The sequence below is a fragment of the Ruegeria sp. BK1 genome, from assembly GCF_056535645.1.
Map to the genome: position 1 here is coordinate 1,252,389 of NZ_JBQFIS010000001.1, position 19,730 is coordinate 1,272,118.

At 59.1% G+C, this 19,730-nt stretch carries 24 protein-coding genes; 16 read left to right on the forward strand and 8 right to left on the reverse strand.

What is annotated here, in order from left to right:
* Positions 1 to 34 precede the first annotated feature (34 nt).
* The 3 genes from ACR3E7_RS06205 (at position 35) to ACR3E7_RS06215 (ending at position 3,753) form a co-directional block, all read left to right on the forward strand.
* Positions 35 to 1,216 carry an ammonium transporter gene (locus tag ACR3E7_RS06205; RefSeq protein ID WP_170774337.1) on the forward strand — a complete coding sequence of 394 codons (1,182 nt, stop codon included), beginning with the start codon at positions 35 to 37 and terminating at the stop codon, positions 1,214 to 1,216.
* Positions 1,217 to 1,345: 129 nt separating this feature from the next.
* Positions 1,346 to 2,026, forward strand: coding sequence for an orotate phosphoribosyltransferase (locus ACR3E7_RS06210; protein WP_480502473.1), 681 nt, complete (start codon positions 1,346 to 1,348; stop codon positions 2,024 to 2,026).
* A gap of 236 nt (positions 2,027 to 2,262) precedes the next feature.
* Positions 2,263 to 3,753: a replicative DNA helicase gene (locus tag ACR3E7_RS06215; RefSeq protein WP_170774341.1), complete on the forward strand. Its 1,491-nt coding sequence runs from the start codon at positions 2,263 to 2,265 to the stop codon at positions 3,751 to 3,753.
* Between the two features lies 1 nt (position 3,754).
* Here ACR3E7_RS06215 and ACR3E7_RS06220 read toward each other — a convergent pair whose 3' ends face one another.
* Entirely contained in the window at positions 3,755 to 4,294 is a 540-nt protein-coding gene (locus ACR3E7_RS06220) for a GNAT family N-acetyltransferase (protein ID WP_480502474.1), read from the reverse strand.
* Between the two features lie 218 nt (positions 4,295 to 4,512).
* Here ACR3E7_RS06220 and alr point away from each other — a divergent pair, with 218 nt between their 5' ends.
* The 3 genes from alr to ACR3E7_RS06235 are packed head-to-tail and all read left to right on the forward strand — an operon-like array spanning position 4,513 to position 7,069.
* Positions 4,513 to 5,547 (forward strand): alanine racemase, encoded by a 1,035-nt coding sequence (gene alr, locus ACR3E7_RS06225; protein ID WP_480502475.1) that lies wholly within the window; start codon positions 4,513 to 4,515, stop codon positions 5,545 to 5,547.
* Positions 5,544 to 6,326: an MlaE family ABC transporter permease gene (locus ACR3E7_RS06230; protein WP_170774347.1), complete on the forward strand. Its 783-nt coding sequence runs from the start codon at positions 5,544 to 5,546 to the stop codon at positions 6,324 to 6,326. Before alr ends, ACR3E7_RS06230 begins: the two co-directional genes overlap by 4 nt.
* Positions 6,323 to 7,069, forward strand: coding sequence for an ABC transporter ATP-binding protein (locus ACR3E7_RS06235; RefSeq protein ID WP_480502476.1), 747 nt, complete (start codon positions 6,323 to 6,325; stop codon positions 7,067 to 7,069). Before ACR3E7_RS06230 ends, ACR3E7_RS06235 begins: the two co-directional genes overlap by 4 nt.
* Here the strand turns inward: ACR3E7_RS06235 and ACR3E7_RS06240 are convergent.
* Positions 7,066 to 7,596: an acyl-CoA thioesterase gene (locus ACR3E7_RS06240; protein WP_170788689.1), complete on the reverse strand. Its 531-nt coding sequence runs from the start codon at positions 7,594 to 7,596 to the stop codon at positions 7,066 to 7,068. The genes ACR3E7_RS06235 and ACR3E7_RS06240 overlap by 4 nt on opposite strands.
* Between ACR3E7_RS06240 and ACR3E7_RS06245 the strand changes: the two genes are divergently transcribed.
* The 8 genes from ACR3E7_RS06245 to ACR3E7_RS06280 all read left to right on the forward strand — a co-directional run bounded on the left by ACR3E7_RS06245 (position 7,595) and on the right by ACR3E7_RS06280 (position 14,443).
* On the forward strand, positions 7,595 to 8,041 hold the full coding sequence (locus ACR3E7_RS06245; RefSeq protein ID WP_170788690.1) for a paraquat-inducible protein A: 447 nt from the start codon (positions 7,595 to 7,597) through the stop codon (positions 8,039 to 8,041). The genes ACR3E7_RS06240 and ACR3E7_RS06245 overlap by 2 nt on opposite strands.
* Positions 8,042 to 8,197: 156 nt before the next feature.
* Positions 8,198 to 8,980, forward strand: a complete 783-nt coding sequence (locus ACR3E7_RS06250; protein ID WP_170774360.1) for a GumC domain-containing protein — start codon at positions 8,198 to 8,200, stop codon at positions 8,978 to 8,980.
* Positions 8,981 to 9,102: 122 nt separating this feature from the next.
* The gene (gene radA, locus ACR3E7_RS06255) at positions 9,103 to 10,464 is read left to right on the forward strand and encodes a DNA repair protein RadA (protein WP_480502881.1); all 1,362 of its coding nucleotides are present in this window, start codon (positions 9,103 to 9,105) and stop codon (positions 10,462 to 10,464) included.
* Between the two features lie 42 nt (positions 10,465 to 10,506).
* Entirely contained in the window at positions 10,507 to 11,106 is a 600-nt protein-coding gene (locus ACR3E7_RS06260; RefSeq protein ID WP_170788691.1) for a CvpA family protein, read from the forward strand.
* 16 nt (positions 11,107 to 11,122) lie between these two features.
* The gene (locus ACR3E7_RS06265) at positions 11,123 to 11,398 is read left to right on the forward strand and encodes a hypothetical protein (RefSeq protein ID WP_170788692.1); all 276 of its coding nucleotides are present in this window, start codon (positions 11,123 to 11,125) and stop codon (positions 11,396 to 11,398) included.
* A 317-nt stretch (positions 11,399 to 11,715) separates the two neighbouring features.
* Positions 11,716 to 13,242, forward strand: a complete 1,527-nt coding sequence (gene purF / locus ACR3E7_RS06270; RefSeq protein WP_170774364.1) for an amidophosphoribosyltransferase — start codon at positions 11,716 to 11,718, stop codon at positions 13,240 to 13,242.
* Between the two features lie 265 nt (positions 13,243 to 13,507).
* Positions 13,508 to 13,756 (forward strand): hypothetical protein, encoded by a 249-nt coding sequence (locus tag ACR3E7_RS06275; RefSeq protein ID WP_170782508.1) that lies wholly within the window; start codon positions 13,508 to 13,510, stop codon positions 13,754 to 13,756.
* Positions 13,757 to 13,798: 42 nt separating this feature from the next.
* Positions 13,799 to 14,443, forward strand: a complete 645-nt coding sequence (locus tag ACR3E7_RS06280) for an SDR family NAD(P)-dependent oxidoreductase (protein ID WP_170782509.1) — start codon at positions 13,799 to 13,801, stop codon at positions 14,441 to 14,443.
* A 63-nt stretch (positions 14,444 to 14,506) separates the two neighbouring features.
* Here ACR3E7_RS06280 and ACR3E7_RS06285 read toward each other — a convergent pair whose 3' ends face one another.
* From ACR3E7_RS06285 to ACR3E7_RS06305, 5 genes are all read right to left on the reverse strand, one after another.
* Positions 14,507 to 15,349 (reverse strand): ATP-binding protein, encoded by an 843-nt coding sequence (locus tag ACR3E7_RS06285; protein ID WP_480502477.1) that lies wholly within the window; start codon positions 15,347 to 15,349, stop codon positions 14,507 to 14,509.
* Between the two features lie 111 nt (positions 15,350 to 15,460).
* The gene (tatC, locus tag ACR3E7_RS06290; protein WP_170788693.1) at positions 15,461 to 16,333 is read right to left on the reverse strand and encodes a twin-arginine translocase subunit TatC; all 873 of its coding nucleotides are present in this window, start codon (positions 16,331 to 16,333) and stop codon (positions 15,461 to 15,463) included.
* The gene (gene tatB, locus ACR3E7_RS06295) at positions 16,330 to 16,788 is read right to left on the reverse strand and encodes a Sec-independent protein translocase protein TatB (protein ID WP_170788694.1); all 459 of its coding nucleotides are present in this window, start codon (positions 16,786 to 16,788) and stop codon (positions 16,330 to 16,332) included. The genes tatC and tatB overlap by 4 nt, the downstream gene beginning before the upstream one ends.
* Before the next feature lie 6 nt (positions 16,789 to 16,794).
* Entirely contained in the window at positions 16,795 to 17,013 is a 219-nt protein-coding gene (locus ACR3E7_RS06300) for a twin-arginine translocase TatA/TatE family subunit (protein WP_353390118.1), read from the reverse strand.
* Positions 17,014 to 17,025: 12 nt separating this feature from the next.
* The gene (locus ACR3E7_RS06305) at positions 17,026 to 17,238 is read right to left on the reverse strand and encodes a hypothetical protein (RefSeq protein ID WP_353390121.1); all 213 of its coding nucleotides are present in this window, start codon (positions 17,236 to 17,238) and stop codon (positions 17,026 to 17,028) included.
* Between the two features lie 218 nt (positions 17,239 to 17,456).
* On the opposite strand from ACR3E7_RS06305, the gene ACR3E7_RS06310 reads away from it, so the two are divergent.
* Together ACR3E7_RS06310 and ACR3E7_RS06315 are read left to right on the forward strand one after the other, a co-directional pair.
* Positions 17,457 to 17,762: a hypothetical protein gene (locus tag ACR3E7_RS06310; RefSeq protein ID WP_170782513.1), complete on the forward strand. Its 306-nt coding sequence runs from the start codon at positions 17,457 to 17,459 to the stop codon at positions 17,760 to 17,762.
* A gap of 21 nt (positions 17,763 to 17,783) precedes the next feature.
* Positions 17,784 to 18,455 (forward strand): helix-turn-helix transcriptional regulator, encoded by a 672-nt coding sequence (locus ACR3E7_RS06315; RefSeq protein ID WP_170788695.1) that lies wholly within the window; start codon positions 17,784 to 17,786, stop codon positions 18,453 to 18,455.
* A 61-nt stretch (positions 18,456 to 18,516) separates the two neighbouring features.
* On the opposite strand, the gene ACR3E7_RS06320 is transcribed toward ACR3E7_RS06315, so the two are convergent.
* The gene (locus tag ACR3E7_RS06320) at positions 18,517 to 19,677 is read right to left on the reverse strand and encodes a peptidoglycan DD-metalloendopeptidase family protein (protein ID WP_480502478.1); all 1,161 of its coding nucleotides are present in this window, start codon (positions 19,675 to 19,677) and stop codon (positions 18,517 to 18,519) included.
* Positions 19,678 to 19,730 lie beyond the last annotated feature (53 nt).

Sequence of the window (19,730 nt, forward strand, 5' to 3'; positions counted from 1 at the left end):
GCCGCGCCACGCAAGTTGAAGAGGAGACCGGCCGATGAATGGAGCCGATACAGCCTGGATCATTGTGGCAACCGCCTTGGTCCTGTTCATGACATTGCCGGGCCTCGCCCTGTTCTATGGCGGCCTCGTGCGCGCCCGCAACGTGCTGAGCGTGTTCATGCACTGTTTCTCGATCGCTTGTTTGATGAGCATCCTGTGGCTGGTCGCAGGCTATTCCATCGCGTTCGGCGATGGCGGATCAGGCTTGTGGGGCGGTCTGGGCAAGGCGTTTCTGAACGGTGTCGATGCAGACAGCCTATCGGGCACGCTGCCCGAGGTTCTCTTCTTCGCATTCCAGATGACCTTTGCCATCATCACCCCTGCCCTGATCGTCGGCGCTTATGTCGAGCGCGTGGGCTTTGGCTTTGTGCTGACCTTCTCGGGCCTGTGGATGTTGCTGTGCTATGCGCCAGTGGTGCATTGGATCTGGGGTGGTGGCATTCTGACAGATGGCGGCATTTTGGGCGAGGTCGGCGTGCGTGACTTTGCAGGCGGAATCGTGGTGCATGAAACCGCCGGTCTGGCCGCGCTGATTATCGCCGTGGTTCTGGGCCCGCGCCGCAACCGCACGACGCCCCCACACAATCCGGGCTTTGTCATGATCGGTGCCGCGATGCTGTGGGTTGGCTGGTTCGGCTTCAATGGCGGTTCGCAACTGGCCGCTGACGGCGGTGCTGCGATGGCGATGACCGTGACGCATATCTCGGCCGCGACTGCCTCCCTGACTTGGGCGCTGTATGAGCGGATCAAGTACGGCAAGGCCTCGATGGTCGGTCTAGTGACAGGTACGATCGCCGGCTTGGCCTCGATCACACCCGCCTCGGGCTATGTGGATCCGGTTCAGGCGCTGATCATCGGTGCCGTGGCCGGTGTGTTGTGTCAGGAAGCCGTCAATGTCATCCGCAACGTTCTGAAAATCGACGATACGCTGGATGTATTCGCCGTGCATGGCGTCGGCGGCATCTTTGGCACGCTTATGATCGCCGTCTTTGGCCTGGGCGCCTGGACTGCACAGTTGGGTGGCCTGGTCATTGTAGGTGTGTTCACAGTCGTTGTGACCTTTGTACTGATCAAACTGGTCGCGCTGATCACTCCGCTGCGGGTGGATGCAGAGACCGAGACCAATGGCCTCGATCTGTCGGTGCATGGTGAGCGCGCTTACGACATGACAAGCTGATCGCGCGTCAATCTGAATGTGCATAGCGGGCCCCTTGCGGGTCCGCTTTTCTTTTGTCCGCCCCCTCGACTCTGTGCCCTGCGGCGGGCTATCAGCCCGCAACGTGTTATCAGCCCAGAGGTTTGCATCATGATCCCCAGCTCGTACCCCGACAGCACCGAAATCGCCCGCCTGACCGCGCGCATGCTGCTGGAGATCAAAGCCGTCCACTTCAACGCGCGCGAGCCGTTCACACTGGCCTCTGGCCTGCCCAGCCCGACCTATATCGACTGCCGCAAGCTGATCTCATACCCCCGCATCCGCTCGACCCTGATGGACTTCCTGACCGTCACCGTGATGCGCGAAGCTGGGTTCGAGGCGTTCGACAACATCGCAGGTGGTGAAACCGCAGGTATCCCCTTTGCCGCCATGGTCGCCGAGCGGATGGCCCTGCCGATGACCTATGTGCGCAAAAAGCCCAAGGGCTATGGCCGCAATGCCCGGATCGAGGGTGCAATGTCCGAGGGTGAGCGCGTTCTGCTGGTCGAAGATCTGACCACCGACGGCGGATCAAAGCTGTCCTTTGTGGATGCGATCCGCGACACCGGGGCGACCTGCGGCCACACGGCGGTGATCTTTTACTACGGCATCTTCCCCGAGACCGAGAAAACCCTGGGCGATCACGGTGTGAAACTGCATCACCTGTGCACTTGGTGGGATGTTTTGGCCGAAGCAAAAGCGCAGAAAGCCTTTGATGCAAAGACACTTGACGGTGTCGAAGCCTTCCTGAACGACCCGCGTGGATGGCAGGAAGCCAACAAACCCTCCTAAAGTGCCTGTGCATAAGCTGGGGGTAACTTGGCAAAGAATCGCCCCCTCAGCGCTCGCATCTAGTGCTGCCGCGATGAAGCAGCACTAAATGTTGCGCCGCGCGGTGTTCTTTGGCAAAGTTGTCCAAACTTATCCCAAGCTGAAGTCGAGTTATTCGCGACTTATCTTCAGAGATTTACAGATGGCCCAACGGGTGCCGGATTGATTAGAACTGTCGCACGGGCAGCGGGGACAAAATGAACGAGATAAGCAGTATCGAGCAGGCGGCGGCGCAGATTCAGAACGCCGAAACCATGCCGCATTCCATCGAGGCCGAGCAGCAGCTTTTGGGCGCGATTCTGACCAATAACGATCTCTATGATCGCGTCGCCTCGATCATTGGGGCCGAGCATTTCTATGACCCGGTCCATGCCCGCATCTACGAGGTGGCGGCCAATCGCATCGCCAAGAATGCTTTGGCCTCGCCCGTGACGCTGAAATCCTTCATGGCCGAGGATGAGGGCCTCAAGGAACTGGGTGGCCCCGCCTATCTGGTCAAACTGGCGGGTGCGTCGATCAGTGCCTTTGCGGTGCATGACTATGCCCAGATGATCTATGACCTCGCCATCCGGCGCGAGTTGATCCGGCTGGGCCGCGATATCTCGGACAAGGCGGCGCGGGTGGATGTCAGCAGCGAGCCCAAGGAACAGATCGTCGAGGCCGAGCAACAGCTTTATCAGCTATCCGAGCAGGGCCAGACCGAACAGGGATTTCAATCCTTCCTCAAGGCGGTCACAGAAGCCGTCAACGTCACCAACGAAGCGTATCAGCGCGGTGGTGGCATGGCAGGGATTTCCACCGGTCTGGCCGACTTGGACAAACAGCTTGGGGGCCTGCACCCGTCCGACCTGATTATTCTGGCCGGTCGTCCGTCGATGGGGAAAACCTCATTGGCGACCAACGTCGCGTTCAACGTGGCCAAAGCCTACAAACGCGGCACCAAGCCAGATGGGTCTGAGGGTGCGATTGACGGCGGAGTGGTCGGTTTCTTCTCGCTGGAGATGAGCGCCGAGCAGTTGGCAGGCCGGGTTCTGGCCGAAGCCTCGGAAATCTCCTCGCACAAGATCCGTCAGGGCGACATGACCGAAGCCGAGTTCCGCCGCTTTGTAGACGCGGCGAAAGAGTTGGAAGCCTGCCCACTGTTCATCGACGACACCCCGGCTTTGCCGATCTCGCAACTTGCCGCCCGCGCGCGGCGGTTGAAGCGGACGCACGGTTTGGACCTGCTGGTCATCGACTATTTGCAGCTGTGTCGCGGCATGGCCGACAATCGCGTCAACGAGATTGCCGAGATTTCGATGGGCATGAAGGCCATCGCCAAAGAACTGAACATCCCGGTCATCGCTCTCTCCCAGCTGTCGCGCCAGGTGGAAAACCGCGACGACAAGCGTCCGCAACTGTCAGACCTGCGGGAATCGGGCTCGATCGAACAGGATGCCGACGTGGTGATGTTCGTGTTCCGCGAGGAATACTACAAAGAGCGCGAAAAGCCCGGCGATCATGAGCTGGAAAAGATGGAAGAGTGGAAACAGGCCATGGACCGCCTGCATGGCAAGGCCGAGGTCATCGTCGGCAAGCAGCGCCACGGCCCCATCGGCACGGTTGAACTCTCGTTCGAGGCGCAGTTCACCCGCTTTGGCAATCTGGTCAAACCTTGGCAGCAGGACGGCCAGATCGAGGGCTACTGACCTACCACATCTCTGGCACATCGAAGGCAGACACGCATCGTGACGAGCCTGCCAGCGGCGTCAGGTCCGATTTGGTGAGCGATTGCCCCTGCCATCCATGTGGCATGCTCAGCGCGTGGGGTGGGCTGGCGAACTCTATCGTCATTGGCTGGAATCCTGCTTTGCTATAGTAAGCGGGATCGCCATAGGTAACGACAACATCCAAACCCGCCTGACGCATCTGGTCCAGACCATAAGCAATCAGTTTTCTCCCAATCCCCTGCCCCTGATAGTCAGTACGAACCGCGACCGGAGACATCAGAACCACGTCGCGCGGATCATCTTCGTAAAAAAGCCGAGAAAAAAAGATACAACCCTTCAGATCTCCAACCTCGCCAGCGGTGACGCAGAACAGGTCTTCGGGGGGCGTGGTGTCCATTAGGGCTTGCGTCAGCGCAAAAAGCGCATCGCCTTCCGCTTCGCCCTCGGACGCTGCGAACACATCGCGGTAGAATTCAGGAATTGCGGCCTCTTGCCCGGTAAGCCCCGAAGATAGCATCATAATTTCACCCTTGCCCGCTGCATTACACCGTTTAGCATGATTCCTCGCCTAACCCTGCGACTGCCGTTCGGCAATTTCAATGGGATTGAGATTTTTCGCGATTTCCTGCGCGCTTTTCCCTGATCCGTGGCCAATCCCTGCCCACGTTCCTGTCAAACCGGGCAATAAACGGTGCGTACCCCCTTGACCTGCCGCGATCCAATGTCATGAACAGTGCCATGAGTACCGCACGTTTGACTATCAACCTTCTTGCGCTGGCCAATAACTGGCGCGCCTTGGATGCCAAGACGAATGCCGAGACCGCTGCGGTGGTCAAGGCCGATGCCTATGGGCTTGGGGCTGGCCCCGTTTCCGATGCGCTGGCCGAAGAAGGCGTGCGCACCTTTTTTGTTGCCGCTGCCGAAGAAGGTGCTGAGGTCCGTGCCGCCGTAGGCCCCGGTCCGATGATCGGCGTGTTCTCAGGCCATATGGAGGGCGATGCAGATCTGTTGCAGGCCCATGACCTGACGCCGATGCTGAACTCACCCGAACAGGTCCAGCGCCACGAACAAAGTCTGCCCGGCCACGCCTTCGGCATACAGCTCGACACGGGCATGAACCGTCTGGGTCTGGAACGCTCAGATTGGGCTGAACTGCGCGAACGGATCGAGGCACAAAACCCTGCGCTGATCATGTCGCATCTGGCCTGCGCCGATGAGCCCGACCACCCAATGAACACCTATCAACTGCGCAATTTCCGCGAGATGACCGAGGGTGTCACTGCACGACGCTCCTTGGCAGCAACCGGTGGGATATTGTTGGGACCCGAATATCACTTTGACCTCTGCCGCGCTGGCGTCGGCCTTTACGGCGGCATGCCCTTTGCCGCGGCGAAACCCGTGGTGACAGCGGACCTGCCCGTCATTCAGGTCCGTGAACTGGCCGAAGGTGAGACCGTCGGCTACGGCAACAGCTGGACCGCGCGACGCCCATCCCGCATCGCCACCGTCGCGGCCGGATATGCCGACGGATTGCATCGCGCGATTGGGGGCGGCATCGACGCCTTTGCAGGCGGTCAGCCCTGCCCGGTTGTTGGGCGCATTTCGATGGACCTGATCACCGTGGATGTCACCGACCTGCCCGAAGATCCCGAACGCCTGCGCATCCTGAACGGCCACCAGACCGTGGATGATCTGGCCGAGGCCGCAGGCACCATCGGCTATGAAATCCTCACATCGCTGGGCGCGCGCTATTCCCGAGGCTACGTGGAATGAACCCTTTGTATATGCTGGGCGGGCTGGGTCGCGTCGTCCTGTCCCTGTTTGCGAATTTCGGCAAAGTGTCGCTTTTCACGGTCGATGCGATCTCGCACATTTTCCGCCCGCCTTATTACCCGCGCGAATTTGTCGTGGCGCTGATGAATATCGGCTGGCTGTCGCTGCCGGTCGTCGGTCTGACTGCCATCTTCACCGGCGGCGCCCTGGCGCTGCAGATCTACGCCGGTGGCGCCCGTTTCAACGCCGAGGCCGTGGTGCCGCAAATCGTCGCCATCGGCATGGTGCGCGAACTGGGCCCGGTGTTGGGCGGGTTGATGATTGCCGCGCGCGTCACCTCGTCTATCGCGGCGGAAATCGCGACAATGAAAGTGACCGAGCAGATCGACGCGCTGGTCACGCTGTCCACCCATCCAATGAAATACCTAACCGCTCCACGCGTATTGGCTGCAATCATCACCGTGCCCGCTCTGGTGGCCGTGGGCGACGTGATCGGCATCGCCGGCGGCTATGTGGTCGCAACGCAAAGCCTTGGCTTCAACGCCGCCGTCTACCTGCAAAACACGGTCAATTTTCTTGAGCTGATCGACGTGATCTCGTCCCTAACCAAAGGGGCCGCCTTCGGCCTGATCACCGCCGTGATGGGCTGCTACTACGGCATGAACTCGGGCCGGGGCGCACAGGGCGTCGGGCGTGCCACCAAGTCTTCGGTCGAGGCTGCAGCCATTATGATCCTGGCCGCCAACTTCATTCTGACAGGGGTGTTCTTTTCGGTATGATACGGCTTGAGAATGTACACAAGGCCTTTGGCGACAACCGCGTGCTGCAGGGCATGAACCTTGAGATCCCCCAGGGCACCTCAATGGTGATCATCGGCGGCTCGGGCACCGGTAAGTCCGTGGCGCTGAAGTGTATTCTGGGTCTGATCAAACCCGACAGTGGCATGATCTACGTGGACGGCAAAGACGCCACCAAGGGCGACCGCGACGCGTTTCTGGCCCGCTTCGGGATGCTGTTTCAAGGCGCGGCGCTGTTTGACTCGCTGCCTGTCTGGCAAAACGTCGCCTTCCGCCTGCTGCGCGGCCCGCTGAAACGCCCGCCAGAATACGCCCGCGAGATCGCCATCGAGAAACTGCGCCGCGTGGGTCTGAAATCCGACGTGGCCGACCGCTTTCCGTCTGAGCTGTCGGGTGGGATGCAAAAACGCGTGGGCCTCGCCCGTGCCATCGCCGCCGAGCCCGAGATCATTTTCTTTGACGAACCTACCACGGGCTTGGACCCAATCATGTCGGGCGTCATCAACGACCTGATCCGCGAAATCGTGACCGAGATGGGCGCCACCGCCATGACCATCACCCACGACATGAGTTCCGTCCGCGCCATTGCCGACAATGTGGCGATGCTGCACGGAGGGGTCATCCAGTGGACTGGGCCTGTTGGTCAAATGGATGCCTCGGGTGATCCCTATGTGGAGCAGTTCATCAGTGGCAGTGCAGAAGGGCCGATTGAGGCGGTGCGTTAATCTTCGTTCTTTGCCATCCAATTTTCCGAACGCTCGACAATTTCCTGCGGAATGACTTCAGCGCGCCTCGTCTGCAAATTGAGCAAAACGCATTTGAAAACGGTCGTAAATGCAGGTTCTCCATCAGCAACGCGAACTAGTTTGTGGCTGAAAGTCATAGATTTCGTTCCAACCTCTAGAATCTCGCTTTCCATCTGGATGGCTTCGCCAGCACTCAATTCCGCAAGAAAATTGCTGTCTGCATGGACCACCGCAAAGGACAGCTTTCGTCCCGACCGCATGTCGTCGGCCGTAAGCCCCAACTCAGCCTGCAGCGCAAAAACGGAATCCGAGCAGGCTGCAAAATACTTGGACACATTCATGTGCCCAAGAAAATCACAGTCCGATGGGTCGACAATTGACTTGTAGGCCACAAAACCCGACATCGTTCCTCCCTTCAAAAAATAACTCTGTGGTGAGTGCTGATTTAGGTTAAGCATAGCAGAACATCGCAGCGAATTTTTAATCTCGCCAAGACGCCCTGTCATGACCCTCCGCCTCGCCACCCTCGCCCTCCTGATCCTCTACCCCATCGCGTGGTTCGCCCCGCTGATGCGCGCAGGTCTCCTGCCGATCTTCGGCCTCAGCGAAATCAGCGTCATCACCGGGCTCCAGTCCCTCTGGCAATCCGACATTTTCCTCGCATTGGTCGTCACCGTCTTCGCCCTGTTTGCGCCCTATATAAAAACCATCGGCACCGCCCTGATCCAATGGAGCCTGCTGGACCCGCGCGTTCAACCCGCGCTGAACATCCTTGGTAAGTTGGCCATGGCCGATATTTTCCTGATCGCACTCTACATCACGCTGGCCAAGGGCATCTCTTACGCGACCATCGAAACCGCATGGGGTCTTTACCTGTTCACGGGCTGCATTCTGGCCTCGCTGGCATTGGGACATATTACAGAGATGACATCCGCCTCACGAAAAGCTTAAAGCTAATTGATTGAAAACATTTACCCCAGTATCATCTTAATATTTCGAGCAGCAACAAATAGTAGTTTTCGGGTCCGTGGCGGATCTCTGTCTGTACGTTAAGTCTACTCCGCTTCGGCTCCGGTGTGTTCCGGTTCTAGAAGGAGATCGACAACCATGGCCGCCCTCCACAACATAACATTGCAATTTCAGAATGCCTTTTTAAGACTGACTTTTTTCCTCATCTGCATGGCTGCGCTTGCGGCCGTGGCAACCACCGCATTATCCGCACTCGGGGTCCTACCCTGGCTGTCCATGCAAGCTGGTTTCGGCACCGCGCCGACCGCAGATGCGGGCATGTTCATACAGATCGGATTGACCGCACTGATTCTCATGCTGGCCTTCTACCTGCCCGCAAATAGCCGGATGATGGCGCTTGAAAATGCGCATCGCAAGTTTGCGATGAACATGCAGGACATAACTTACGCTTACCAACTGGCTCATGCCGCGGATCGGGGTGACACATTCATGATGTCGTCCGAGTTCGATGCCGTCAAAGAACGTATCGCCTTTTTGCGCCAACATCCCGACCTGCAAGCGCTGGAGCCCGAAATTCTGGAACTCGCCGCTCAGATGAGTCAGATCAGCCATGAATTGGCCGTCACCTACAGTGATGAACGCGTGGCCCGAGCGCGCACCTTCCTGCAACAGCGTCAGGAAGAGATCGAACAATTCCAGCAGCGCATCGGTGACGCTCAAACCATCCAGCAAGAACTGCGGCAATGGACCCGCGATGTCGAAATCGAAGAATCCATCGCCAAATCGCAACTGGCACGCCTGCGGGACGAGTTGTTCGACCTGCTGCCCGAACTTTCGACCCAGCTTCAGGCCCCGGTCGAGGATCGCAAAACGGCGACATCCAGCGTCATCGCCATGTCGCCTTCACGCGCCGCAGAGTAGGCGCCCTTGGGCGCCCGTCGCGGACGATGGCCCGCAGGGCTTGAGGACGTGGCGCGCCACCGGCGGCAATGAAAGCCCGCAAGGGCTTGAAGAACCGCCCCACCTCGGGCACCAAGGGCCGCATGGCAAAGACGACTTTTTCATGCTCGGCCTGTGGCGCCACGCATTCCCGCTGGTCCGGCCGCTGTGACGGCTGCGGCGAGTGGAACACGATTGTACAAGAAGCCCCCCTTTCGGCTGGCCCAGCCAAGAAATCCCTCGGCGGCAAGCGGGGCCAGACCATCGCACTCACGGACTTGTCGACCGAGGAAACCCCTCCGCCTCGCACATTGTGTGGGGTCGAGGAACTGGATCGCGTACTGGGCGGTGGCCTTGTCCCCGCCTCGGCCCTACTGGTGGGCGGAGATCCAGGCATCGGAAAATCCACCCTCTTGCTGCAAGCCGCCGCACGGTTTGCTCGTGCTGGCGTCAAAACCATCTATGTCTCGGGCGAGGAAGCCAGCGCCCAGGTACGGATGCGCGCCCGCCGTCTGGGGCTGGAGGACGCGCCGGTGCAACTGGCGGCAGAAACAAACATGCGCAACATCCTTACCACGCTTGAGGCGGAAAAGCCCGGCCTTGCTATAATCGACTCGATTCAGACCATGTGGGCCGACAATGTCGACAGCGCGCCCGGATCCGTGTCACAAGTAAGGGCCGCAGCCCATGAATTGACCACGTTTGCGAAACGATACGGCATTTCGATCATCATGGTCGGCCATGTCACCAAAGAGGGCCAGATCGCGGGCCCCCGCGTCGTGGAGCACATGGTCGACACGGTGCTGTATTTTGAAGGCGAACGCGGACATCAGTTCCGTATCTTGCGCGCAGTGAAGAACCGTTTTGGCCCCGCCGACGAGATTGGCGTATTCGAGATGACGGGTAAGGGATTGGCACAAGTCACCAACCCCTCGGCCCTGTTCCTGTCCGAACGCGGCGCGCCCAGTCCCGGCTCGGCCGTGTTTGCCGGGATCGAAGGCACCCGCCCGGTTCTTGTTGAGTTACAAGCACTTGTCGCCCCCTCTCCCCACTCACAACCGCGCCGCACCGTTGTAGGATGGGATAGCGGGCGACTGGCCATGATCCTGGCGGTGCTCGAAGCGCGCTGTGGCGTGCCGTTCACCGGTTTGGACGTCTACCTGAACGTCGCCGGAGGCCTGAAGGTCAGCGAGCCCGCAGCCGACCTTGCGGTGGCAGCAGCCCTGCTCAGTGCGCGCGAGGATACCGCCCTGCCTGCAGATACTGTCGTATTCGGAGAAATCTCTCTTTCCGGGGCTCTGAGACCCGCAGCCCAAACCGAAAACAGGTTGAAAGAAGCCCAGAAACTTGGTTTCACATCAGCTATAGCTCCGGCAGGTGGCAAAACCGGCACTGTGGCAGGTCTGACACTCACCCGACCCTCTGATTTAGTGGGGTTTGTTGGCGAAACCTTCGGAGCAGGTTAAGGTAAAGCCTTGAGAGGCTGAAAAAAACTACAGGCGAGGGCCATGGAAGGTTTTACAATTATTGACGGGGTGGTTGCCCTGATCATCGTGGTGTCGGGTCTTCTGGCCTATTCCCGCGGTTTATTGCGCGAGATTTTGGCGATTGCAGGATGGGTTGCGGCCGCTGTTTTGGCCTTTATTTTCGCCCCCCAAGCGGTTCCGCTTATCAAAGAAGTTCCGGTTGTCGGAGATTTCCTGCGCGACAGTTGCGAATTGTCAGTAATCACTGGTTTTGCGGCGGTCTTTGCGGTAGCGCTGATCGTGGTCAGCATCTTTACCCCGCTGTTTTCGTCGTTGGTGCAACGCTCAGCCCTGGGCGGTTTGGATCAGGCACTTGGCTTCTTCTTCGGGATTGCGCGTGGCATCCTGCTGGTCGCCATTGCCTTCTTTGTCTACGACACCGTCATGACCGGTCAATCCTATACGATCGTCGATGAAAGCCGCTCGGCCAAAGTGTTCGAACAGTTCAGCGACCAGATCGAAGAACAAAACCCGGAAGAGGCGCTTGGTTGGATCACACAGCAATATGAAGAGCTTGTCGCCAGCTGCTCGACCGAGCCCACCGCGACCGAAGAGCTGACCGAACCGGCAGCAACTGAATAACCGCGAAAGCCCGGCCTTGGCCGGGCTTTTCTTTTACCAGTCAGGTAAAGCCCTCGCCTGCGCAAACGGTGCAGCGGATATTCTTCAAGCCGAAGCAGCCATCACAGCGGCTGGTTATAGGTTTCCCAAACACATCGCGGCTTTTGACCACTTCGCCTGCGCCATTGCAGATCTGGCAAGGCGAACGCCCCATGCCACGGCAACGGTGGCATCGGCGTTTTACGGGTGTTTCTTTCTTCTGACCCTGTTTGTGCTGCCACATGGCTCAATTCATCCCAGCGAAAACAAATGATACTCTCTATCCGGTCATGACAGCACACCCTGCCCTGCCTGTCACTTGAACAGGCGTGGTTGCTGCGAAATTCGCCTGCAACAGATGCGAATTGTGATCCTTTGATGACACAGGCATCGTTACGCAGTATGTGAGGGCCGAACTGAGATGGAATCGGAGCCACCGATCTTGCTGTACCCGTTTTCTTTCGCACCAGCCCGTTGCGGCAAGGGTGCGACTGTATCCGCAGGCAAGCCAGCGGCTTTGAACAGGGCAAGCGCCCCGCTGTTTCTCAACCTGCCGTCAATCGCTACGTCATAGAAAGTTGGAGCCCGTACATGTGTGGGATTTTGGGGATCGCAAGCCGAACGCATGATGTGTTTGCGGAAATCTATGACGGGCTGCTGATGTTGCAGCACCGGGGTCAGGATGCCTCGGGGATCGTTACTTATAACGGCGAATTCTTCCGCGAGAAGAAAGCTAATGGCTTGGTCAAGGACGTCTTCAACGCCAAGGATGCGGAAACCCTGCTGGGCAAGGTGGGCATCGGCCACGTGCGCTATCCAACCGCCGGATCGCTGAGCGCCGCCGAAGCGCAGCCCTTCTTCGTGAACGCCCCATATGGCATCTATCTGGTCCATAACGGCAACATCACCAACACGGCCGAACAGCGAGAGAAAGTGACCGGCAAATACAGCCGCCACCTGCGTACCACCTCGGACTCCGAAATTCTGCTGAATGTGCTGGCAGACAAGGTGGCTGATGCGATCAAGGTCAACGGCAATGCCGATCCGATCCGCAACATCTTTGCCGGTGTGAAGATGACGATGGAGCGTATTCAGGGCGCCTATTCGGTGATTTGTCTGATTGCCGGTGTCGGCATGCTGGCGTTCCGCGACCCGCACGGGATTCGCCCCTTGTCCGTCGCGGTCCGAGAATCGGATGTGGATGGTGACGATTTTGCCTTTGCGTCCGAGGATGTGGCCTTTGGCATCAACGGTTTTGACAAACTGCGCGACCTGCGCCCCGGCGAGGCAATCCTGATCGATCTCGACGGCAACAAGCATGAGTTTCAGGCCGTCGAAGGCAAGCTGACGCCTTGTATCTTTGAATATGTCTACCTCGCCCGTCCGGATTCGCTGTTGGATGGGGTCTCCGTCTACAAAACACAGATGCGCATGGGGCAGACTCTGGCCAAGCAGATCCAGGACTCAGGGCTTGAGATCGACCGGATCATTCCCGTCCCCGACAGCGCCCGCCCTGTGGCGCTTGAGGCCGCAAAGATCACCGGTATTCCCTACCGTGAAGGGTTGGTGAAGAACCGATATGTCGGCCGAACCTTCATCATGCCCGGTCAGGAAGAACGCCAGAAATCGGTGCGCCGCAAGCTGAATGCGGTCCCGTTGGAGTTCAAAGGTCACAACGTGCTACTGATCGACGATTCCATCGTCCGCGGCAACACGATCAAGAAGATCGTGCAAATGTGCCGCGAGGCTGGCGCGAAAAAAGTCTATATCGCCAGCGCCTCGCCGCCTGTGAAATATCCCAATGTCTATGGCATCGACATGCCCACCAAGCATGAACTGGTCGCCAACGGCAAAGAGATCGAAGAGATCCGGCAGGAACTGGGCGCAGATGCGCTGTTCTATCAAAAGTTGGACGACCTGATCTGGGCCGCCAAGGAAGGCAACCCCGAGATCGAGGCGTTTGATTGCTCGTGCTTTGACGGTAATTACATCACCGGCAGCGTCAGCGACGATTATCTGGACAGCCTGGAAAACAGCACCCGCGTCAGCAAAAAGCGCGAGGACATGCAGGTGCCGGGCGGGTCTTGGAACGCCACGAAATTGGCGTCGGGTTCGTAAATCCAGCGAATCAGAAGCGCGGAAAAGCTCGGATCTTAGTGTCGGTCCGGGCTTTTTTTGTCAGATGCAGCGCCGGGGGCAAAATTTTCTGACACACAACTCTCTGGCGAAGGAAACGCAATCGCAATGGGTTCGCAGACCCACGCGAAATTGTGAGAAAACCAGCGAGCACCGCCGCCTTTCGTTTCACCTGCTCATTTGCTAGGCCGCTGCCACCACTCACTCAGACATAAGGGGTTGGGGCCCTTCGCCCCTGCCGCAAACCATGCCAAATTCCACCGTCGAAAGTGCGGCTACGCAGAAGGACGCGCTAAAGAAAAGTTCGGTCGCCCTGTTGGGCGTGTTCGGGCCCAAAACCGAGCTACGTGCGCTGATGCGCCTGTCCTCGGGTCGGGTCAAAGAAGTCAAACCGGGTAGCCGCGTTGCCTCGGGCACCGTCGTAGCCATTGATGCCGAAGGGATCATGCTGCGACAAAGCGGCCAGACCCAGCGGATCGCCATCCCCGGTCGCTAATCCTGTCTTGACGGCTTGCGCGCAGGGGTTCAAACCCAACCCATGACCGATCAGACTAAAATTGCCCTCATCACCGGGGCGTCTCGGGGCCTGGGTGCTGCCCTGGCCGAGGCGCTGGCCCCCGAATACCACATCGTTGCTGTTGCCCGCACCACCGGTGGGCTGGAAGAGTTGGACGACCGCATTCAGGCCAAGGGCGGCGCGGCCACGCTGGCGCCAATGGACATCGCCGACCCGAACGCCATGGCAACCCTGTGCCGAGGTATTCACGATCGCTGGGGCAAGGTGGATCTATGGCTGCATACCGCCATCCACACCTCGGCCCTGACGCCTACGCACTTCATTGATCCCAAGGAATGGGCGAAGGCTTTGAACACCAACGCGACGGCGACTTCAGTTCTGATCCCATATGTCGCGCCTTTGTTGGGCGAGAGCGGTCACGCTGTGTTTTTCGACGACCCCAAGGCGGGTGAGAAATTCTATGGCATCTACGGCGCGACCAAAGGCGCACAGATGGCGTTGGCGCGGAGTTGGCAGCTTGAGACCGAGCGTACTGGCCCGCGCGTGTCTATTGTCGAGCCCGCCCCCATGCCCACCGCCGTACGCGCCCGGTTCCATCCCGGCGAGGACCGTGGTGCTTTGACGAGCCCTACGGATGAGGCGGCCCGGATTTTGGCGTCGCTATAGGGGAATGGCCCTTGCGGGCCATGCCTCTGGCAGGGATATTTTTAGCCAGATGAAGCGGGCGGATCAGCCGATATGGGTCCCGGTGCGCCCGGCCAGATCGACGAAGAATTGCCACGCTACGCGGCCAGAACGTGCGCCGCGTGTGGCCTGCCATTCGATGGCTTCGGCGCGCAGGGTGTCGGGGGCGACGTTGACGCCATAGGCGGCGCAGTAGCGGTTGATCATGGCGAGGTACTCGTCCTGATCGCAGGGGTGGAAGCCCAGCCAAAGGCCGAAGCGGTCGGAGAGTGAGACTTTTTCCTCGACCGCCTCGGACGGGTTGATGGCGCTGGACCGTTCGTTTTCAATCATGTCGCGCGGCATCAGGTGACGGCGGTTCGAGGTGGCGTAGAAGACAACATTCTCCGGACGGCCTTCGATACCACCGTCCAGCACCGCCTTGAGCGATTTGTAGTGTTGGTCATCATGGCTGAACGAAAGATCATCGCAGAACAGGATGAACCGATGCGGCGCGGCCCGCAGATGGTTTAGCAAACGCGCGACTGAGCCCATGTCCTCGCGCTGAAGTTCGACCAGTTTCAGATCGGGGTATTCAACTTGCAAGGTTCCATGGACCGCTTTGACAAGGCTGGACTTGCCCATACCCCGCGCACCCCAGAGCAACGCATTGTTTGCCTTATACCCAGCCGCAAAGCGCCGCGTGTTGTCCAGAAGTGTGTCGCGCGAGCGGTTGATGCCCACCAGCAGGTCCAAATCGACTCGGTTCACCTTGGTCACTGGTTCCAGCCGGTCAGGGTCCACATGCCAGACAAAAGCCGGGGCCGCGCCGAAATCAGGGGCTGCCAAGGGGGCTGGAGCCATGCGCTCCAAGGCATCAGCAATGCGGTTCAGGGCTTGGTCATCCATCAGGGCCTCCAGCTGTTTTGGGGTTCAAACCATGATCAGATGCAAGCGGCAAGACCCGCGCATAAAAAAGGCGCGCCACCAGTGGGCGCGCCTGATCCGGGTTAAGCCGGTTTACTTGCTTTCTTCGTCGACGATTTCGGCATCCGCCTCTTCTTCGTCGTCATAGTAGCCGTCAGCGCGCAGCTGTTCTTCGCGCTTTTTCTCGACACGCGCTACGAGGAAGATCGAGATTTCGTACAGTCCATAGACCACCACGAACAAGATCACCTGAGTAATCACGTCGGGCGGTGTCACCAGCGCGGCAAGCACCAGAATGGCGACCACGGCGTATTTGCGAACCGATCCCAGACCTTCGGCCGTCACAAGCCCCGCCTTGCCCATCAGCGTCAGCAGAACCGGCAGTTGGAAGCACAGACCAAAGGCTACGATGAATTTGATCGTCAGGTTTAGATATTCCTGCGCCGAGCCCTGAAAGACCACGCTCAGCGGGGCAGCAACTGCGCCATCGGTCACGGCCTCGCCTTCGGCACCAAATTGCTGGAAGCCAAGGAAGAAATCATAGGCCAGCGGTGTCACTACGTAAAAGGCAAAGCTGGCGCCCAATAGGAACATGAAAGGCGAGGCCAGCATGAACGGCAGGAACGCGTTCTTTTCCGATTTGTACAACCCAGGCGCCACGAACCGCCACATCTGCATCCCGATATAGGGAAAGGCCAGAATGAACCCGCCCAGCAGTGAGACTTTGATGGCCACAAAGAACCCTTCCTGCGGCGAGATGAAGATCAGCCCGCAATCCTGCCCGCGTTCAGCCAGAACGTCACACAAGGGGCGCGTCAGAAAGTTGAAAAGCGGCGTCGCCACAGTGAAACAGATGATCATCCCGATCAGAAACGCCACAACGCAATGAATAAGCCGCGTGCGCAGTTCTGCCAGATGCTCGATCAATGGGGCCGAGCTGTCCTCGATCTCGTCGGTCTTGGTCATGTCTTGCTTTCGGTTTTCAACGCGGCCTCGGCCTCTTCGGCCTTGGCCAGAGCGTCAGCCGCCTCTTTCGCCTTGCGCTCGGCGGCGGCGCGCGCAGTCGAGGCTTGAATCTTTTTGGCTTGCTCTGCCCGTTCGGCCGCCAGCTTGCCGGTCTCGCTTTCGGGGTCGAACTTGGTCGGGTCGATGCTCTTGGCCAGATCCTGCGCGGCCTCTTTCACGCCATCCATGGCGCTGCCCACAGGGTTGGTGGCCGCGTTCAGACCCTTCTTGATCTCATTGACACCCGCTTGATCAGCGGCCTCATTCATGGCGCTGGAGAACTCACGCGCCATGCCGCGGGCCTTGCCGACAAACCGGCCCACATTGCGGAACAGCACCGGCAGGTCCTTTGGCCCCACAACGATCAGGGCAACAACGCCGATGACCAGAAGCTCGGTCCAGCCCAGATCAAACATCTGCGCTTAGACCTTGTCTTTGTCGGTCTCGGGGGTAACGTCCTTGGCCATCTCGGAGGCGTCCTGTTCCAGCTCATCCGCGCCCTCGCGAACGCCCTTCTTGAACGAGGTGATGCCTTTGCCCACTTCGCCCATCAGCGAGCTGATTTTACCACGGCCAAACAGCACCAGGACCACAACGGCGATCAGCAGCAGGCCGGGAAGGCCGATATTGTTAAGTGGCATGATTTTTCTCCTTTAGTCGGAAACTTGTTCTGTTGAACTCAAGCGCCGCGTTTCCTCTGCGATTCGAAACAGAAGAAACCCAATAATCGCGCTGGTAAAGATGCTAATCACGGTCCACAGCAGAAAGCTTCTACCTTTTTTATTGGCAGCCCAGCCAACCAGAACAGGCAAAAGAAGAAAGAATGCAATCAGTATCAAGCCCGGTAGGCCGATATTGTTAAGCATGTCTTATCTCCTTCTCGTCAGCGCCACGCACCGGGAATGTGATCTGGAACCGTGTCTACGCCTGACGAGCCGTGAACAACAGTGCGCCAGATCAAATCCACGTTCGAATTCGCCCTGTTCACGCGTTTTTTGGGCGCTGGATTTTCCCAACTGACAGGTTTATGTCAGTTGTACGTGACTAGGAAGAGATCATCGAAACCAGGTCAACGGAGATTGAAATGACCCATGTTGCCGAAATCGTCACCTTTTCCCTCGCTGACAGCACCACACCCGAGGCGTTCGTGAAGCTCAGCCAAACCACCGAAGCCTTCGTGCGAGCGGCCCCCGGCTTTGCGCATCGACAGCTGAGCCAGGGCGAGGATGGCCGCTGGACCGACTACGTGGTCTGGACCGATATGAAAGCCGCACAGGACGCCGCCGCGCAGTTCCCGCAACAAGACTTCGCTGCCGCCTTGATGACGGCAATCAAGCCCGACAGCATCCAGATGCGTCACGAGAAAGTGCTATGGAACATGACCGCTTAAACGCGGTTCGGACGGCGTGACATGCGCCGCACGGATCGCCTGTTTGACATCATTCAAATCCTGCGCGACGGCAAATTGCACCGCGCGCAGGACATAGCGGACCGGCTCGAGGTGTCGGTCCGCACGATCTATCGCGATATGGATACGCTGGTCGCCTCGGGCGTCCCGGTCGAGGGTGAGCGCGGCGTGGGCTATATGGTGCGCGAACAGATCACTCTGCCGCCGCTGAACCTGACCCCAGCCGAGCTTGAGGCGCTGAACCTTGGCATGGCGATCGTTGCCCAGGCCGCCGACCCCGATCTGAAAACCGCAGCCGAGACGCTCGCAGACAAAATCGACGCAGTTCTTCCCACGCAGGTGATCGCCGAGGCCGACACCTGGAAATTCGCCGTCTACCCCTTTGCCGATGCCGCGCGTGGACTGGCCCATATGGCCCCGATCCGCGCCGCCATAAAATCGCGCCAGAAACTGCACCTCAGCTACCGCCGGATCGACGGCACACTGACCGACCGCACAATCCGCCCCCTAAACATGGAATATTGGGGGCGCGTTTGGACCCTCACCGCCTGGTGCGAGCTACGTCAGGGCTTCCGCGTCTTCCGCATCGACCTGATCGAAGCTGTCCAACCCCTGCCCGAACTCTTCACAGATGAACCCGGCAAACGCCTAAGCGACTTCGACCCCAAAGCGTGATCCGCCCTTCATCTGGCCAAAAATATCCCCGCCGGAGGCATAGCCCGGAACGGGCCATTTCCTATTTCAAAAAAGGCTCAGGATCGACCGCTTCGAACCCTTTGCGAACCTCGAAATGCACATAGGCATTGTCACCGTCCCGCAGGGCGGCAATCTTCTCACCGCGACGCACCCGATCTCCCTTTTTAACGGTGATACCGTCCACATTGGCATAAACAGTCAGCAGATCATTGTTGTGCTTGATCACAATGATCGGAACCTGATCTGCATCCGCAGTGATCGCCGCGACAGTGCCGCTATCGGCCGCTTTTACCGCGGTGCCCGGAGCCGCCGCGATATCGATCCCCTCGTTCTTGCCTTTCTGGTAGGTCCGAATGATCGAACCAGTCACCGGCAAACCCAGCGCCGAGTTGCTCTGAGACGTCGGCGCTTCCGCCGTCACATCCGGCGCAGGCGGGGCTGCCACAACCTCTTCGTCAGGCAAAGGCTGGGTGGCACTTGGAGGCGTCGGCGTGGGTGAGCCTTCACCCGGCTGAGTCACATTAGTCGCCGGTTCCTCTGTCTGGCGTGGCGGCGTCTGGGTTTTAACCGGGATCAGCAAATACTGGCCTTCGCGCACGGTGAAATCGGAATCCAATCCGTTCCAATCGGCCAGTGCATCCACCGGCACGTCATAAAGGCGCGAAATCGTAAACGCGGTTTCCCCCCGCTTGACCTGATGCCGGATGGGCTCCGGCCCCGAGGCCACCGGTGCAGGCGCTGCCGCCGGCTGCGCAGGCGCAAGGGTCGAGGTACGCACAGACCCATCGGTCGGTGCTTCATCAATCGCAGTCCCGGCAATCGTGGCAATATCGACGTTGCCCGACGTCGCACTGACCGCACGCGGCAACGCGATCACCTCGCCATCCCGCAACGTATCGGTCGGCTTCAAACCGTTGAATACGGCCAGCTCCCCTTCGGGCAATCCGACCCGCGCCGCCACGTCGCTGACCTTGTCGCCGCGCCGAGCGATGGCGACTTGGTAGGTGGGATAAGTAATGACCCCGCGTGCATCGGGCGCAGGGCGCCTTGTGGTGGCCGATTGCGCCGCGTCAGCGGTCGAAAACCCGCCTACCTGACCGCGCAGATCATAGTCCAGCGGGCCTTCACACCCGGCCAGAACCACCATTGCCACCATGCCGCTTGCGCAGCGGAGCGTCGCTGATTTGGAAACTGCTCTCATTTTACCGTCCTCATCACCTGCCCCTGTTGACCGGGGTTCGGGTGGGTTCCTCA